Source organism: Leclercia pneumoniae (assembly GCF_017348915.1).
GTDB classification, from domain to species: domain Bacteria; phylum Pseudomonadota; class Gammaproteobacteria; order Enterobacterales; family Enterobacteriaceae; genus Enterobacter; species Enterobacter pneumoniae.
Map to the genome: position 1 here is coordinate 1,690,849 of NZ_CP071383.1, position 17,150 is coordinate 1,707,998.

Here is a 17,150-nt window from a genome sequence, read left to right on the forward strand (position 1 = left end):
ACATGTATACGAAGATTTTAGGTACCGGCAGCTATCTGCCCAAACAAGTGCGAACCAACGCCGATCTGGAAAAAATGGTTGATACCTCTGACGAGTGGATTGTCACACGCACAGGTATCCGCGAGCGTCGTATCGCCGCGCCAGATGAAACCGTTTCTACCATGGGTTATGAAGCTGCTCTGCGTGCGCTCGACATGGCTGGCGTCGATAAAAACGACATTGGTCTGATTATCGTTGCAACGACGTCTGCGACCCATGCTTTCCCAAGTGCAGCCTGTCAGGTTCAGAACATGCTGGGCATTAAAGGTTGCCCGGCTTTTGACGTTGCGGCCGCCTGCGCGGGCTTTACCTACGCGTTGAGCATCGCCGATCAATACGTGAAATCTGGTGCAGTTAAAAATGCGCTGGTGATCGGTTCTGATGTTCTCGCACGCACTTGCGATCCTAACGATCGCGGCACGATTATTATCTTCGGCGACGGTGCCGGCGCGGTACTGCTTGGTCAGTCTGAAGAGCCGGGCATCATCTCTACTCACCTGCATGCCGATGGCAGCTACGGTGAGTTGTTAACGCTGCCGAACGCCAACCGCGTTAACCCGGACGACCCGATTTTCCTGACCATGGCCGGAAACGAAGTGTTCAAGGTCGCGGTAACCGAGCTGGCGCATATCGTTGATGAGACGCTGCAGGCCAATAACCTGGAGCGCACGGCGCTCGACTGGCTGGTGCCACATCAGGCTAACCTGCGCATTATCAGCGCCACGGCCAAAAAGTTAGGCATGTCGATGGATAACGTTGTGGTGACCCTTGATCGTCACGGCAACACCTCTGCGGCATCCGTACCTTGCGCGTTTGACGAAGCGGTACGCGATGGGCGAATTCAACGGGGTCAGCTGGTGCTGCTCGAAGCCTTTGGCGGCGGGTTCACCTGGGGCTCTGCACTGGTTCGTTTCTAAAAAGGATTAATAAAAATGACGCAATTTGCATTTGTGTTTCCGGGTCAGGGCTCTCAGGCCGTTGGCATGTTGTCTGATTTAGCAGCAAGCAACCCGGTTATTGAAGAGACTTTCCGTGAAGCTTCTGATGCCCTGGGGTATGATCTCTGGGCACTGACTCAGCAGGGTCCTGCTGAAGAGCTGAACAAGACCTGGCAGACGCAGCCTGCGTTACTGACCGCCTCCGTCGCGCTCTGGCGCTTGTGGCAGCAGCAGGGCGGAAAAGCGCCTGTCATGATGGCTGGCCATAGCCTTGGCGAATACTCCGCACTGGTCTGTGCCGGGGTGATCGGCTTTGCGGATGCGGTGCGTCTGGTTGAACTGCGTGGCAAATTCATGCAGGAAGCCGTCCCTGAAGGGACCGGCGGTATGTCGGCCATTATTGGTCTGGACGATGCCTCTATCGCCAAAGCCTGTGAAGAGTCAGCCGAAGGGCAGGTTGTATCGCCTGTTAACTTCAACTCCCCGGGCCAGGTCGTGATCGCAGGTCACAAAGAAGCAGTGGAACGTGCAGGTGCAGCCTGTAAAGCAGCAGGCGCGAAACGCGCACTTCCTCTGCCTGTCAGCGTACCTTCTCACTGTGCACTGATGAAACCCGCCGCAGATAAGCTGGCGCTGGAGCTGGAAAAAATCACCTTCAACGCACCGTCTGTTCCGGTGGTGAATAACGTTGACGTGCAGGCTGAAACCGCACCTGAAGCGATCCGCCAGGCGCTGGTACGTCAGCTGTACAGCCCGGTTCAGTGGACAAAAACCGTTGAATTTATGGCATCGCAGGGCGTTGAGCACCTGTATGAAGTGGGCCCGGGTAAAGTCCTCACCGGCCTGACTAAACGTATTGTTGATACCCTGACTGCCTCGGCCATTAATGAACCGGAAGCAATGTCAGCGGCACTCTCGCAATAAAAGAGGAAAACCATGAGTTTTGAAGGAAAAATCGCACTGGTCACCGGCGCAAGCCGCGGTATCGGTCGCGCAATCGCTGAGACGCTCGTTGCCCGTGGCGCGAAAGTTATCGGCACTGCAACCAGCGAGAATGGCGCACAGGCCATCAGCGACTATCTGGGTGATAACGGGAAAGGTCTGGTACTGAATGTGACCGATCCTGCATCTATCGAATCTGTTCTGGGAAATATTCGCGCAGAGTTTGGCGAAGTCGATATTCTGGTAAATAATGCCGGTATCACTCGCGATAACCTGCTGATGCGAATGAAAGATGATGAGTGGGACGATATTCTCGAAACCAACCTGTCATCTGTATTCCGTCTGTCAAAAGCGGTAATGCGAGCTATGATGAAAAAGCGTCATGGCCGTATTATCACTATCGGTTCTGTGGTTGGTACCATGGGAAATGCTGGTCAGGCTAACTACGCTGCGGCGAAAGCAGGTCTGATCGGTTTCAGTAAGTCGCTGGCGCGCGAAGTTGCGTCCCGCGGTATTACTGTAAACGTTGTTGCTCCGGGCTTTATTGAAACGGACATGACGCGTGCGCTGACCGATGATCAGCGTGCGGGTACGCTGGCAGCTGTTCCTGCGGGTCGTCTTGGCGATCCTAAAGAAATTGCCAGCGCGGTTGCATTTTTAGCCTCTGACGAAGCGGGTTACATCACTGGTGAGACCCTCCACGTCAACGGCGGGATGTATATGGTTTAATCACGATCGAAAATATTTGCGTTATTGTAGGGATTGGCCTCAAAATAACGTAAAATCGTGGTAAGAACTGCCGGGATTTAGTTGCAAATTTTTCAACATTTTATACACTACGAAAACCATCGCGAAAGCGAGTTTTGATAGGAAATTTAAGAGTATGAGCACTATCGAAGAACGCGTTAAGAAAATTATCGGCGAACAGCTGGGCGTTAAGCAGGAAGAAGTTGTGAACTCCGCTTCCTTCGTTGAAGACCTGGGCGCAGATTCTCTTGACACCGTTGAGCTGGTAATGGCTCTGGAAGAAGAGTTTGATACTGAGATTCCGGACGAAGAAGCTGAGAAAATCACCACCGTTCAGGCTGCCATTGATTACATCAACGGTCACCAGGCGTAAGTGAACATCTCCAGGCGGTCATTCGACCGCCTGAGTTTTATCTTTTATCGTCCCACGAATCTCTTTTATTTATCCCTCCCTGGAGGACAAACGTGTCTAAGCGTCGTGTAGTTGTGACCGGACTTGGCATGTTGTCTCCTGTCGGCAATACCGTAGAGTCCACCTGGAAAGCTCTCCTTGCCGGTCAGAGCGGCATCAGCCTAATCGACCATTTCGATACTAGCGCCTACGCAACGAAATTTGCTGGCTTAGTAAAGGATTTTAACTGTGAAGAGATCATCTCGCGCAAAGAACAGCGCAAGATGGATGCCTTCATTCAATATGGAATTGTCGCTGGCGTTCAGGCCATGCAGGATTCTGGCCTTGTTATTATGGAAGAGAACGCAACCCGTATCGGTGCTGCAATCGGCTCCGGAATCGGCGGTCTTGGTCTGATTGAGGAAAACCATACCTCTTTAGTGAATGGTGGCCCACGTAAAATCAGCCCGTTCTTCGTTCCGTCCACGATTGTTAACATGGTGGCAGGTCACCTGACCATTATGTATGGCCTGCGTGGCCCAAGCATCTCTATCGCAACCGCCTGTACCTCTGGCGTGCATAACATCGGCCAGGCCGCGCGTATCATCGCGTATGGCGATGCGGATGCCATGGTTGCGGGTGGGGCTGAAAAAGCCAGTACACCTCTTGGCGTAGGCGGTTTCGGCGCAGCACGTGCGCTCTCTACGCGCAACGACAACCCTCAGGCAGCGAGCCGTCCATGGGATAAAGACCGTGATGGTTTTGTGCTGGGCGACGGGGCAGGTATGATCGTACTGGAAGAGTACGAACACGCGAAAAAACGCGGCGCGAAAATTTATGCTGAAGTCGTTGGCTTTGGGATGAGTAGCGATGCTTACCACATGACATCACCACCAGAGAACGGCGCAGGTGCTGCGCTGGCGATGGAAAACGCGATTCGTGATGCAGGTATTACCCCTGCACAGATTGGCTACGTGAATGCGCACGGTACCTCTACCCCTGCGGGTGACAAAGCTGAAGCGCAGGCTGTTAAGTCTATCTTCGGTGAAGCAGCCAGCCGCGTAATGGTGAGCTCGACCAAGTCCATGACCGGCCACCTGTTGGGTGCGGCGGGTGCAGTAGAATCTATCTACTCCATTCTTGCGCTGCGCGATCAGGCTGTCCCTCCAACCATCAACCTGGATAACCCGGATGAAGGTTGCGATCTGGACTTCGTTCCACACGAAGCGCGTCAGGTCAGCGGAATGGAGTACACCCTGTGTAACTCCTTCGGCTTCGGCGGAACCAACGGTTCTCTGATCTTCAAAAAGGTCTGAGACTGACTCTCCGCTAGTCCTGTTTAAAGGTCCGCTTGTCGGACCTTTTTTATTCAACCTTATCTGCTTGTTCAAGACCCGCCGTCCTGCCAGACTTAATCTCCCCTATAAAGGAGCCATCATGTATTTAATCAATGGATTGCCTCAGGACAGCCTGCCCGTGAACGACAGGGCAGTGCAGTTTGGCGATGGTTGCTTCACCACGGCGCGGATCGTCGATGGAGAGGTCTGTTTACTGACAGCGCACCTGCAGCGTTTGCGCAGTGCCTGTGAAAAACTCTTTATCCCTTTTGAGCAGTGGTCAGCGCTGGAAGCTGAAATGACTACCCATGCCCAGGGAATATCCCGGGGCGTGCTGAAGGTGATCATTACCCGCGGCGGCGGGGGGCGGGGTTACAGTGCGGCAAACTGCCTGCAACCGACCCGTATCCTGTCGGTTTCCGCCTTTCCTGCCCACTATGATCGCTGGCGCAATGAGGGTATTCGCCTGGCATTAAGTCCGGTACGTTTAGGGCGTAATCCGATGCTGGCAGGCATTAAGCATCTTAATCGCCTTGAGCAGGTCTTAATTCGCACGCATCTTGAACAGACGGATTGTGATGAGGCGCTGGTTCTTGACAGCGAAGGGCTCATTACGGAATGCTGTGCCGCTAATTTGTTCTGGCGCTGCGGGCGCGAGGTGTTTACCCCGCGGCTTGACCAGGCGGGTGTAAATGGCCTGATGCGCCAGTTTTGTCTGCAACAACTGGCACACTCCGACTATCGTGTTGTCGAAGTCTGTGCACAGGAAGAGGCGCTGGGCGCGGCCGAGGAGGTCATTGTTTGTAATGCTCTGATGCCTCTGGTGCCCGTGCGTCAGTATGGCGAACACCACTGGTCATCGCGAGAGTTGTACCAATTTTTAGCCCCACTGTGTGAGCAAACCAGATAATCATGAAGAAAATGTTTCGTTTTATTCTCCTCATCATCGTCGTGCTGGGTATTGCGGCCGGCGTGGGAATGTGGAAAGTGCGCCAGCTGGCGGACAGCAAGATCCTGATCAAAGAAGAGACCATTTTTAGCCTGAAAGCGGGAACCGGGCGTCTGGCGCTTGGCGAACAGCTTTACGGTGAAAAGGTGATTAACCGTCCACGCGTCTTCCAGTGGCTGCTGCGTATCGAGCCAGACCTCTCTCACTTTAAGGCCGGGACGTACCGCCTGATGCCAGGGATGAGCGTGCGCGAAATGCTGGAACTGCTTGAAAGCGGAAAAGAGGCGCAGTTCCCGCTGCGATTCGTTGAAGGCATGCGGTTGAGCGACTATCTTGCGCAGCTTCGTGATGCGCCATATATCAAGCACACTCTGAAGGACGACGATTACGCTACCGTTGCCCAGGCTCTTAAATTCGACAATCCAGCGCGGATTGAGGGCTGGTTCTGGCCCGATACCTGGATGTATACCGCAGGAACCACCGATATTGCCATGCTGCAGCGCGCGCACAAAAAAATGGTGAGCGCGATAGAGAAAGCCTGGGAAGGCAGGGCAGAAGGTCTGCCTTATAAAGATCAGAATCAGTTTGTCACGATGGCCTCGATCATTGAGAAGGAGACGGCGGTGGCCAGCGAGCGGGATCAGGTCGCTTCGGTGTTTATCAACCGTCTGCGTATTGGCATGCGTTTGCAGACCGATCCCACGGTGATCTACGGGATGGGTAAAAACTATAACGGGAAACTAAGCCGTAAAGACCTGGAAACCCCGACCGTTTATAATACCTACGTCATTAGCGGCTTACCGCCAGGACCGATCGCCACGCCGGGCCAGGCATCACTGGATGCTGCCGCTCACCCGGCTAAGACGCCTTATCTCTATTTTGTTGCTGATGGCAAGGGCGGGCACACATTTAATACTAATCTTGCCGCTCATAACCGTTCGGTTCAGGACTATCTGAAGGCACTTAAGGAAAAAAATGCGCAGTAATTACATCGTCATTGAAGGGCTGGAAGGCGCCGGAAAGACCACCGCACGGGATACGGTCGTTGAAACCCTGAAGGAGTGCGGCGTAGAAGAGATGGTCTTCACCCGTGAGCCGGGCGGCACGCAGTTGGCTGAAAAGCTGAGAAGCCTGGTGCTGGACATCAAATCCGTCGGCGATGAAGTGATTACCGACAAAGCTGAAGTGATGATGTTCTATGCGGCGCGCGTACAGTTGGTGGAAACGGTTATCAAGCCGGCACTGGCTCAGGGGCAATGGGTGATTGGCGATCGTCATGATCTCTCTACACAGGCCTATCAGGGCGGAGGGCGTGGAATCGATCAACAGATGCTGGCGACGCTGCGTGATGCGGTGCTGGGGAGTTTCCGCCCGGATCTCACGCTCTATCTGGATGTGACGCCGGAAGTGGGCCTCCGACGCGCACGTGCGCGTGGAGAGCTGGATCGGATCGAGCAGGAGTCTCTGGATTTCTTTAATCGTACCCGCGCGCGTTACCTTGAACTGGCCGCCCAGGACCCCTCAATTCGCACTGTCGATGCGACTCAATCGCTGGATGAAGTGAAGCAGGCGATTCGCCAGACCGTGCGTGACTGGCTGAAGGAAGTACAGGCATGAAATGGTACCCATGGTTGCGCCCGCATTTTGAACAACTGGTGAAGGGTTATCAGTCGGGGCGGGGGCATCATGCGCTACTTATTCAGTCGTTACCCGGTATGGGTGATGATGCACTTATCTACGCGATAAGCCGCTTAATGATGTGTCAGCAGCCGCAGGGTACCAAAAGCTGCGGACACTGTCGCAGCTGCCAGTTGATGCAGGCCGAAACCCACCCGGATTACTACACGCTTGAGCCGGAAAAGGGGAAAAGTACCCTGGGCATTGATGCAGTACGCGCGGTGAGCGAAAAGCTCTACGAGCGCGCACGGCTGGGTGGCGCCAAGGTGGTGTGGTTGAAAGATGCCGCACAGCTAACCGAGGCTGCTGCCAATGCTTTGCTGAAAACCCTGGAGGAGCCGCCGGAGAACACGTGGTTCCTGCTCTCGTGTCGGGAACCCGGAAAGCTACTGGCGACGCTGCGTAGCCGCTGCCGCTTACATCATCTCGGTGCTCCTCAGGAATCTTGGGCAATGAACTGGCTCCAGCGAGAAGTGACGGTGTCACAGGACGCGGCATTAACGGCGCTGCGTCTTTGCGGCGGCGCGCCAGCCGCGGCTTTGTATCTTCTCCAGCCCAACCTCTGGACGCCCCGTGAGCAGCTCTGTCAGGCCGTGGGCAACGCCAGCGAAAGTCGGGATTGGCTGAGCCTGCTGGCTATCCTCAATCATGACCAGGTGACAAGCCGACTGCAGTGGTTCTCCACTCTGCTGCTGGATGCGTTAAAAATGCAGCAGGGGGCGACACAGGTGAGCAATGTCGACGCCTGGCAACTGATCACCCTCCTGGCTCAGCGTCACAATGGCGCCTGGCTGCGCGCCGTACTACACGATGTTTGCAAGTGTCGTGAACAGCTTATGAGCGTCACCGGGCTTAATCGCGAGCTTGTGCTGACAGACCTGTTACTGAATATTGAGCATTACCTGCAACCGGGTGCCGTCTTGCCCGATACCCACCTCTGAGAGAGACATTATGTTTTTAGTCGACTCACACTGCCATCTCGATGGCCTTGATTACCAAACACTCCATAAAGACGTCGATGATGTGCTGGCGAAAGCCGCCGCACGCGACGTGAAATTCTGCCTGGCGGTCGCGACCACCTTACCAGGATACCGCAGCATGCGCGAGCTGGTGGGGGTACGTGATAACGTCGTCTTCTCCTGCGGTGTCCATCCGCTCAACCAGGATGAAGCCTACGACGTGGACGATCTGCGCCGGCTCGCGGCAGAAGAGGGCGTGGTCGCTATGGGCGAAACCGGGCTGGACTATTTTTACACGCCGGAAACAAAACCGCGTCAGCAGGAGTCCTTCCGCAACCATATCCGTATTGGGCGAGAGCTGAACAAGCCAGTGATTGTTCACACCCGCGATGCACGTGCCGACACCCTGGCGATCCTTAGCGAAGAAAAGGTGACGGATTGCGGAGGCGTACTACACTGTTTCACAGAAGATAGAGAAACAGCAGGTAAGCTGCTGGATATGGGGTTTTATATCTCGTTTTCCGGGATTGTGACGTTCCGTAATGCTGAACAGCTGCGCGATGCGGCGCGTTATGTACCGCTCGATCGCTTGCTGGTGGAGACCGATTCTCCCTATCTGGCACCGGTACCGCATCGCGGTAAAGAGAATCAGCCCGCAATGGCACGGGACGTGGCCGACTATATGGCCGTGTTGAAAGGCGTCGAGGTTCAAGAACTGGCACGCATTACTACTGAAAACTTTGCCAGCCTGTTTCATATCGACCCCTCCCGCCTGCAATCTGCCTGATTAACCTCTTTTTTTAAGGCTCGTAATTAATAGTTAAAACGAGTAAAGTTCTCCGCCCTGAAAGGGGCGGTAGAGACGATTTTGGAAACACTTTGACATCTATTTTGTAAAAAACTGCAAGTTTTTAGGATGCCATAAGCTGAAACGTGATAACCGTCAAACAACGACGCGGAGATTTATTTTACTCTGTGTAATAAATAAAGGGCACTTAGATGTCCTGTCCACGGCGCGGTTCTCCCCCCGTGCCAATGCGTGAAAGCGTAAAAAAAGCACAAATACTCAGGAGCACTCTCAATTATGTTTAAGAATGCATTTGCTAACCTGCAGAAGGTCGGTAAATCGCTGATGCTGCCAGTATCCGTACTGCCTATCGCAGGTATCCTGCTGGGCGTCGGTTCGGCTAACTTCAGCTGGCTGCCAGCCGTCGTATCTCATGTTATGGCTGAAGCAGGTGGTTCTGTTTTTGCAAACATGCCGCTGATCTTCGCAATCGGTGTTGCCCTCGGCTTCACGAATAACGATGGTGTATCCGCACTGGCCGCGGTCGTTGCCTACGGCATCATGGTTAAGACCATGGCGGTCGTTGCGCCTCTGGTGCTGCATTTACCTGCTGAAGAAATCGCGGCAAAACACCTGGCTGATACCGGTGTTCTGGGTGGTATCATCTCGGGTGCGATTGCGGCATATATGTTCAATCGCTTTTATCGCATCAAGCTGCCTGAGTATCTGGGCTTCTTCGCTGGTAAGCGTTTTGTTCCAATCATCTCTGGTCTGGCGGCGATCTTCACTGGCGTGATTCTCTCCTTCATCTGGCCACCGATTGGTTCCGCTATCCAGACCTTCTCCCAGTGGGCTGCGTATCAGAACCCGGTAGTGGCGTTCGGTATCTACGGCTTCATTGAGCGCTGCCTGGTACCGTTCGGTCTGCACCATATCTGGAACGTTCCATTCCAGATGCAGATTGGTGAATTCACCAACGCGGCAGGTCAGGTCTTCCACGGCGATATCCCACGCTACATGGCGGGTGACCCGACTGCAGGTAAACTCTCTGGCGGCTTCCTGTTCAAAATGTACGGCCTGCCGGCTGCGGCAATTGCTATCTGGCACTCTGCTAAACCAGAGAACCGTGCAAAAGTGGGCGGTATCATGATCTCCGCAGCGCTGACCTCGTTCCTGACCGGTATTACCGAGCCGATCGAGTTCTCCTTTATGTTCGTTGCGCCGATCCTGTACATCATTCACGCAGTACTGGCTGGCCTGGCATTCCCTATCTGTATCCTGCTGGGTATGCGCGACGGTACCTCCTTCTCGCACGGCCTGATCGACTTTATCGTACTGTCGGGTAACAGCAGCAAACTGTGGCTGTTCCCAATCGTGGGTGCGGGCTATGCGATTGCTTACTACACCATCTTCCGCGTGCTGATCAAAGCACTGGACCTGAAAACACCGGGTCGTGAAGATGCAACAGAAGACAGCAAAGCAGGCGTGACCAGCGAAATGGCTCCGGCCCTGGTTGCAGCGTTCGGCGGTAAAGAGAACATCACTAACCTGGACGCATGTATCACTCGTCTGCGTGTGAGCGTTGCTGATGTTGCGAAAGTAGACCAGACGGGTCTGAAAAAACTGGGCGCAGCGGGCGTAGTTGTTGCAGGTTCTGGTGTACAGGCTATCTTCGGGACGAAGTCCGATAACCTGAAAACCGAAATGGATGAGTACATCCGCAACAGCTAAGTTGTGACCTGGGGAGACTAAGGCAGCCGTATGGCTGCCTTTTTTATTGGCGGCATTAGCGTGTATTAACTGCCAGACAATGTACAGTCCATAAAAAAAGGGAGCCAGTTGGCTCCCTTGTTTGTCATGTTATTATCAGAACTGATAACTCGCGGTCACGCTTACGTTACGGGGTTCGCCATACACGAGGGCACCTTCCACGTTGGTGTCGTAAGTTTTGTCGAACAGGTTGTTCAGGTTGCCCTGCACAGAGAAGTTCGGAGTAACCTGGTAACGTGTGAAAAGATCAACCAACGCATAGCTGCCTTGTTTTGCACGCCAGGTGCCGTAAGGCGTAACAACATCTTTGTAGACACTATTTTGCCAGTTCACGCCCCCGCCGACAGTTAACTCAGGCAATACTGGCAGGCGGTAGCTGGTAAACATTTTTACGCTGGTTCGAGGCAGATTCGGATTTACGGCGTTACCCTCACTGTCTTCTGCAACATAGCGAGTTGCACCAAAGGTTAACTGCCAGTTATCTGTCAATGCGCCATTGATCTCAAACTCAACACCTTTACTTACGGTACCGTCAGCGGCTTTATATGCGGTGTCGGTTGAACCCTGAATAGGCACCCCAGTGCTCTGTCCAAGGTTATCCTGTTCGATACGGAAGATAGCCAGCGTAGTGGTCAGGCGGCTGTTCATCCAGTCCGACTTCAGTCCAAGCTCGTAGTTATTACCCGTAATAGGTGCGAGATACCTACCCGAGCTATCACGCACATTCTGTGGCTGGAAGATTGAGGTGTAGCTTGCGTAAGTCGACCAATTTTCGTTGATGTCAAAAACCAGACCCGCATAAGGCGTCGTATGGTTCTGCTCCATCCCGTAGGTCATAGTATCGACCTTCCAGTTGGTATAACGCGCTCCGAGAATCAGGTGCAGCGGGTCAGCCAACGAGATGCGGGTCGCTGCGTAGAGCGACTTCATGTCAGTGGTGTCGTCCTGCGCAAGCGACTGAGAACCCCAGTTGGTTTCAGGGAAGTGGCCGTTGTAGTCGTAGAAGCTGCCAAACTCGTCGGGGAAGACATTTGCCCATGAGTTGGTGTAACGGTTGGTCTGCCTGCTGTAACTGCCGCCAAACATCAGGGTATGCTGACGACCAAATAACTCGTAACCGCCATCAGCAAAGAGATCCAGCGCATCCACTTTACGTTTGCCACTGTTCCAGCCAGTCCCACCAATATAGGTGTAGTCAGGTCCGTAGCTAGCGTAAGGACCGACCAGCATGCCGGTGTTTTTATCGACATACGCATCAAGATACATCGCTTTACTGTCGAACTTCGCTTCGGTGTGAGTGGCATTCAGGGTTGCTTGCCAGTTATCCGAAAAACGCTGCTTCAGCGTAAAGTAAACTTTATTGAACTCTTTATCATTGTAGGCCCAGTCCGGCGCGGTGCTTTTGGCGCGGTCGTAGTGATTGACACTACCGTCGGTGTTCCAGCGTGGTAATCCGCCCCAGGTCTGGTTGTTCACGTCAATGCGTTGATATTCGTATCCTGCCGATAATGTGGTATCTGAACCTAAATCGGCGTCAATGATGCCGGAGAAGAATGTTTTCTTCTGGTTGTAATGGTCGAGCCAGGAGTCGTTATCCTGGTAACCCGCAACCACGCGGCCACGGAGATTTCCATCTTCGGTAAGCGGGCTCTGCAAATCCATCACATAACGTTGCTTATTCCAGCTACCGTATTCCGCAGAGAGATTACCTTTGAATTCGTGGCTGGTGGCGTGCTTACGCACCATGTTAATCGCCGCAGAGGGGTTACCAGTACCCGTCATTAAACCATTGGCACCGCGAACAACTTCTACACGCTCAAAGAGCGCCATATCGGAGAGTGAGTCGCCGAGATTCCAGCGCGACTCAAAATAGGTCGGGATGCCGTCGACCATGTAATTATCGATTTGGAATCCACGAGAGTAGTAACTGCTACGATCGGAATCTGCGGTACTTTTGCTGATACCCATCGTGCTATCCATGACGTCACCCAGCGTTTGCAGCTGCTGATCCTGCATACGTTGTTCGCTAACAATCGTAACGGACTGAGGGATATCACGCTGCACCATCTGCATTTTCGTGCCAACGGTGGTGGTTTTTACGCTGTAATCCTGCGCTTCGTCAGGCTGGTCGTTAGACGTAGAACCGTCAACAATAACCGTCTCTTCCGACGTTGCAGCGAAACTTACGGTCGGCATCAATGCCATCGCAATACAGGCTGCCAGCAACGAGGGGGTTGCGGCAGGCTGACGTTGCCCGTCCCTGGTATGATGAATGAAAGACATTATCAAACCCTTTCTGAGTGAGTTGTAAAAAGCGCCCCAGTCCTGCATTCGGTCTGGGATCATTTGTATGTTCAAAATGCGCATGAAAATGCAAATGCGAAATATACGCATTAGGATTCATCGTGTAAACAGATGTAATCCGGTGAATTAAAATTATGTTTTAGTCTGTCGGGGTGGGTAGCTGGTCACTCTGCGACCAGCAAGAGGTGAATAAGGAAAGAATTCACGGGATAAGGTTGAAAGGATTAGAGAAACTCGCTCATACTCTTATTCTGTGTCACTGAAGAGTGCGCCCGCAGGATGAGATTGCCGGGCACGACGTCTGATTAAAAAGTAATAAGGAAAACGTCATGGCTGAAGAAACTATTTTCAGTAAAATTATTCGCCGCGAGATCCCGGCCGACATCCTCTATCAGGACGATCTGGTGACCGCTTTCCGCGACATTTCGCCTCAGGCACCTACACACATCCTGATTATTCCTAATATTCTGATTCCGACGGCTAATGACGTGAAAACTGAGCATGAACTGGCATTAGGCCGTATGCTGACAGTAGCCGCAAAAATTGCCGCGCAGGAAGGCATTGCTGAAGACGGCTACCGTTTAATCATGAACTGCAACCGCCATGGCGGCCAGGAAGTCTATCATATTCATATGCATCTACTGGGCGGTCGTCCGCTGGGGCCGATGCTGGCGCATAAAGGTTGATGACATGCTAAATGGGCGTATTGCTGCGCTGATGGTAGGACTGGTGCTGGTGGGGTGCAGTTCGCGTCCGGCTATCCCCGTCAACGACGACCAGACGTTGATTATGGAGTCCTCCGTGCTGGCGGCGGGGATCACCGCAGAGGCACCGTCGCTGGCCATCAGTGAAATCCAGCCGTCTGCGTCCTCAACGCTATTTAATGAAAGAAACGTACCTGTTACCGTCCATTACCGTTTTTTCTGGTATGACGCCAGAGGCCTTGAAATGCACCCGCTTGAGGCGCCGCGTAGCGTAACCATTCCGGCTAAAAAGTCGGTTACGCTGTATGGCAGCGCCAACTATCTGGGCGCGCACAAGGTCAGACTGTATCTCTATTTGTAAGGGGTGAACCTTGATTAAGAACCTGACTCGTTACGCGCTGGTCACGGCTTTCGCACTTTTCCTTTCCGGCTGTATTACCCGTACGGAGCAACCGCCTGCGCCCGTTGACGAGGCGAAACCGGGTACGCAGCAACCTACCCAGCCAACGCAGCCGGTGCCTACTGTACCGTCGGTTCCTTCGGTCCCTTCACAGCCGGGCCCGATTGAGCATCCGGACGAAACTGCACAGCCCACGCCGCGCGAACGTCATTATGACTGGAACGGCGCCATGCAGCCGATGATGGACAAAATGCTGCAGGCCCAGGGCGTGACCTCCGGCAGCGTGCTGCTGGTGGATAGCGTGAATAACCGTACTAACGGTTCGCTGAACGCAAGCGAAGCCACGGAAACCCTGCGCAATGCGCTGGCCAATAACGGTAAATTTACCCTGGTTTCCGCGCAGCAGCTGGCGGTCGCCAAGCAGCAGCTTGGGCTCTCTCCGCAGGACAGCCTGGGTTCGCGCAGTAAAGCCATTGGTATTGCCCGTAACGTCGGCGCACAATATGTGCTTTACTCCAGCGCTACCGGCAACGTCAACGCGCCTGCATTGCAAATGCAGCTGATGCTGGTTCAGACAGGCGAGATCATCTGGTCGGGCAAAGGTGCAGTTCAGCAACGCTAATCTGTCGCGCGACACGCTGCTGTCGCGCTATTTTCCGCAATATCGACTCCTCGCGCCGCAGGCCCACCCGGGATTGAGCGGCGCGAGCGCCATTATTGAGCACGATAATCACCGGTTGGTACTTCGTCAGTATCATACCGCGCTGGGTTCACCGGCTCATTTTCGCCGTCACTATCATGCGTTACGCCACCTTCCTGAGACGCTGGCGCCGCAGCCGCGTTTTATTGCTCCTGGCTGGATGGCCGTGGAGTATCTTCCGGGCGAAGTGAAACAGGCCCTCCCGGCCACCCGGGCGCTGGCGGCTATGCTGTATCATCTTCACCGACAGCCGCCGTTTGGCTGGCGGATCGTTTTGATGCCGCTGCTTGAGCGCTACTGGCTACAAGCTTCGCCTTCGCGTCGTTCGCCGTTATGGCTACAACAGTTAAAGCGTCTGCGCAAACTGGGCGAGCCGTCACCCTTGCGACTGGCGCCACTGCATATGGACGTGCATGCAGGTAATATTGTGCACACGGCCAACGGCCCGCGGTTACTTGACTGGGAATATTGCGGCGACGGGGATATCGCCCTGGAACTGGCGAGCGTGTGGACGGAAAATGAAACGCAACGTCAGGTGCTACTGACAGAATATGCTCATCTCGCCAGGTTGCCAGCGCGGCAATTACACCGTCAGGTCAGACGCTGGCGTCCCTGGGTGCTGATGTTGATGGCTGGCTGGTATGAGCTGCGCTGGCAACAATCGCAAGACAAACAATTTATTACGCTCGCCGATGACATCTGGCAGCAGTTACAAACAAAAGGATAAGAGAGGGTACTGTGGGTCCAGTGATGTTGGATGTGGAAGGGTACGAACTGGATGCGGAAGAGCGTGAAATATTGGCGCATCCGCTGGTGGGGGGGCTAATCCTTTTTACCCGAAATTATCACGATCCGGCGCAGCTGCGTGAATTGGTGCGCCAAATCCGCGCCGCTTCCCGCCATCGCCTGGTCGTCGCGGTGGATCAGGAAGGCGGGCGCGTCCAGCGTTTCCGTGAGGGCTTTACCCGCCTGCCGGCGGCACAGTCCTTTGCCGCGCTGCTGGGTATGGAAGAGGGTGGGAATCTTGCGCAAGAGGCTGGCTGGTTAATGGCGAGCGAAATGATCGCCATGGATATCGATATCAGCTTCGCGCCGGTTCTGGATGTGGAGCACATCAGCGCCGCCATCGGTGAGCGCTCATACCACGCCGACCCGCAAAAAGCGCTGGCGGTGGCGACCCGCTTTATTGACGGTATGCACGATGCCGGTATGAAAACCACCGGTAAACACTTCCCGGGCCACGGGGCGGTAACGGCGGATTCGCATAAAGAGACGCCGCGCGACCCACGTCCCGAAGCAGAGATCCGCAGTAAGGACATGGCCGTGTTCCGCTCGTTGATTACCGATAACAAGCTGGATGCCATCATGCCTGCGCATGTTATCTACAGTGACGTCGATCCGCGCCCGGCCAGCGGTTCTCCGCACTGGCTCAAAACCGTGTTGCGTGGAGAGCTGGGTTTTAATGGCGTGATCTTCTCAGACGATCTGTCGATGGAAGGGGCGGCAATTATGGGCAGTTATGCTGAACGCGGTCAGGCGTCGCTGGACGCGGGTTGCGATATGATCCTGGTCTGCAATAATCGTAAAGGCGCGGTAAGTGTGCTTGATAACCTGTCGCCGATCAAAGCTGACCGTGTTACACAATTGTATCATAAAGGTTCATTTAGCCGTCAGGAACTGATGGATTCAGCACGCTGGAAGACGGTCAACGCGCAGCTAGAGGCGCTGAATGAACGCTGGCAGGCGCACAAAGCGGGCCAATAATCCCTTCCTGTTATGAGAAGTGTGGCGAGGATACGATGATCATCTATTTGCACGGTTTTGATTCGAACAGTCCCGGTAACCATGAAAAAGTTCTGCAACTGCAGTTTATCGACCCGGATGTACGTCTGATTAGCTACAGCACGCGCCATCCTAAGCACGACATGCAGCATCTGCTGAAAGAGGTGGATAAGATGTTGCAATTAAATGTCGACGATCGGCCGTTGATCTGCGGTGTGGGGTTGGGCGGTTATTGGGCAGAGCGGATCGGTTTTCTCTGTGATATCCGTCAGGTGATCTTCAATCCTAATCTGTTGCCGAACGAGAACATGGAAGGCAAAATCGACCGCCCGGAAGAGTATGTCGATATTGCCACCAAATGCGTAAGTAACTTTCGCGAGAAGAACCGCGACCGCTGTCTGGTCGTGCTCTCACGCCACGATGAAGCGCTGAACAGCCACCGCTCGGCCGAACTGCTGCATCCCTATTATGAGATTGTTTGGGACGAAGAACAGACCCATAAGTTCAAAAACATCTCTCACCATCTGCAACGCATAAAAGCCTTTAAAACCCTCGGCTAATCCCTGTGCTAAGCAGTAGAAAAACCCGGCGCCTCTCGGTTAGCCGGGTTTTCTTTTGCCATAATTGATTAACATTTAAACGGCAAAACTTGATTAATATCAATTTTGGTATGACCAATGCACCGAACATGCTATTCTCGAAAGTGTTGAATGGTTTCAGTGCG

General features: G+C 53.8%; 18 protein-coding genes. 17 read left to right on the forward strand and 1 reads right to left on the reverse strand.

From position 1 onward, the window contains the following. Nucleotides 1-2 precede the first annotated feature (2 nt). From JZ655_RS07980 to ptsG, 11 genes are all read left to right on the forward strand, one after another. Entirely contained in the window at nucleotides 3-956 is a 954-nt protein-coding gene (locus JZ655_RS07980; RefSeq protein ID WP_046885700.1) for a beta-ketoacyl-ACP synthase III, read from the forward strand. Between the two features lie 15 nt (nucleotides 957-971). After that, nucleotides 972-1,901 carry an ACP S-malonyltransferase gene (gene fabD / locus JZ655_RS07985; protein WP_207293473.1) on the forward strand — a complete coding sequence of 310 codons (930 nt, stop codon included), beginning with the start codon at nucleotides 972-974 and terminating at the stop codon, nucleotides 1,899-1,901. A 12-nt stretch (nucleotides 1,902-1,913) separates the two neighbouring features. After that, a complete protein-coding gene (gene fabG / locus JZ655_RS07990) occupies nucleotides 1,914-2,648 on the forward strand; it encodes a 3-oxoacyl-ACP reductase FabG (protein ID WP_040076152.1) in 735 nt (244 codons plus the stop codon). Between the two features lie 154 nt (nucleotides 2,649-2,802). Further along, on the forward strand, nucleotides 2,803-3,039 hold the full coding sequence (gene acpP / locus JZ655_RS07995; RefSeq protein ID WP_003857954.1) for an acyl carrier protein: 237 nt from the start codon (nucleotides 2,803-2,805) through the stop codon (nucleotides 3,037-3,039). 92 nt (nucleotides 3,040-3,131) lie between these two features. Continuing rightward, nucleotides 3,132-4,373, forward strand: coding sequence for a beta-ketoacyl-ACP synthase II (gene fabF / locus JZ655_RS08000; protein WP_207293474.1), 1,242 nt, complete (start codon nucleotides 3,132-3,134; stop codon nucleotides 4,371-4,373). Nucleotides 4,374-4,494: 121 nt separating this feature from the next. Next, on the forward strand, nucleotides 4,495-5,304 hold the full coding sequence (pabC, locus tag JZ655_RS08005; protein ID WP_207293475.1) for an aminodeoxychorismate lyase: 810 nt from the start codon (nucleotides 4,495-4,497) through the stop codon (nucleotides 5,302-5,304). 2 nt (nucleotides 5,305-5,306) lie between these two features. Beyond that, complete coding sequence (gene yceG / locus JZ655_RS08010; protein WP_207293476.1) at nucleotides 5,307-6,329, forward strand: cell division protein YceG; 1,023 nt, start codon at nucleotides 5,307-5,309, stop codon at nucleotides 6,327-6,329. Continuing rightward, on the forward strand, nucleotides 6,319-6,960 hold the full coding sequence (tmk, locus tag JZ655_RS08015; RefSeq protein ID WP_040076147.1) for a dTMP kinase: 642 nt from the start codon (nucleotides 6,319-6,321) through the stop codon (nucleotides 6,958-6,960). Before yceG ends, tmk begins: the two co-directional genes overlap by 11 nt. Next, nucleotides 6,957-7,961 (forward strand): DNA polymerase III subunit delta', encoded by a 1,005-nt coding sequence (gene holB / locus JZ655_RS08020; protein WP_207293477.1) that lies wholly within the window; start codon nucleotides 6,957-6,959, stop codon nucleotides 7,959-7,961. The genes tmk and holB overlap by 4 nt, the downstream gene beginning before the upstream one ends. Before the next feature lie 10 nt (nucleotides 7,962-7,971). Beyond that, nucleotides 7,972-8,766 (forward strand): metal-dependent hydrolase, encoded by a 795-nt coding sequence (locus JZ655_RS08025; RefSeq protein WP_040076145.1) that lies wholly within the window; start codon nucleotides 7,972-7,974, stop codon nucleotides 8,764-8,766. A gap of 297 nt (nucleotides 8,767-9,063) precedes the next feature. Next, the gene (gene ptsG, locus JZ655_RS08030) at nucleotides 9,064-10,497 is read left to right on the forward strand and encodes a PTS glucose transporter subunit IIBC (RefSeq protein WP_207293478.1); all 1,434 of its coding nucleotides are present in this window, start codon (nucleotides 9,064-9,066) and stop codon (nucleotides 10,495-10,497) included. Nucleotides 10,498-10,632: 135 nt separating this feature from the next. Here ptsG and fhuE read toward each other — a convergent pair whose 3' ends face one another. Further along, nucleotides 10,633-12,819 (reverse strand): ferric-rhodotorulic acid/ferric-coprogen receptor FhuE, encoded by a 2,187-nt coding sequence (gene fhuE / locus JZ655_RS08035; protein ID WP_207293479.1) that lies wholly within the window; start codon nucleotides 12,817-12,819, stop codon nucleotides 10,633-10,635. Between the two features lie 350 nt (nucleotides 12,820-13,169). Between fhuE and hinT the strand changes: the two genes are divergently transcribed. From hinT to ycfP, 6 genes are read left to right on the forward strand one after another with little or no spacing between them, the layout of a single operon-like run. Then, nucleotides 13,170-13,526 (forward strand): purine nucleoside phosphoramidase, encoded by a 357-nt coding sequence (gene hinT / locus JZ655_RS08040; protein WP_040076141.1) that lies wholly within the window; start codon nucleotides 13,170-13,172, stop codon nucleotides 13,524-13,526. Between the two features lie 4 nt (nucleotides 13,527-13,530). Then, complete coding sequence (locus JZ655_RS08045; protein ID WP_046885692.1) at nucleotides 13,531-13,905, forward strand: YcfL family putative periplasmic lipoprotein; 375 nt, start codon at nucleotides 13,531-13,533, stop codon at nucleotides 13,903-13,905. A gap of 10 nt (nucleotides 13,906-13,915) precedes the next feature. Continuing rightward, the gene (lpoB, locus tag JZ655_RS08050) at nucleotides 13,916-14,566 is read left to right on the forward strand and encodes a penicillin-binding protein activator LpoB (protein WP_040076139.1); all 651 of its coding nucleotides are present in this window, start codon (nucleotides 13,916-13,918) and stop codon (nucleotides 14,564-14,566) included. Beyond that, a complete protein-coding gene (gene thiK, locus JZ655_RS08055; RefSeq protein ID WP_207293480.1) occupies nucleotides 14,547-15,371 on the forward strand; it encodes a thiamine kinase in 825 nt (274 codons plus the stop codon). The genes lpoB and thiK overlap by 20 nt, the downstream gene beginning before the upstream one ends. Before the next feature lie 11 nt (nucleotides 15,372-15,382). After that, nucleotides 15,383-16,408, forward strand: a complete 1,026-nt coding sequence (gene nagZ, locus JZ655_RS08060) for a beta-N-acetylhexosaminidase (RefSeq protein WP_207293481.1) — start codon at nucleotides 15,383-15,385, stop codon at nucleotides 16,406-16,408. Between the two features lie 35 nt (nucleotides 16,409-16,443). After that, nucleotides 16,444-16,986, forward strand: a complete 543-nt coding sequence (gene ycfP, locus JZ655_RS08065) for an alpha/beta hydrolase YcfP (RefSeq protein WP_040076135.1) — start codon at nucleotides 16,444-16,446, stop codon at nucleotides 16,984-16,986. Nucleotides 16,987-17,150 lie beyond the last annotated feature (164 nt).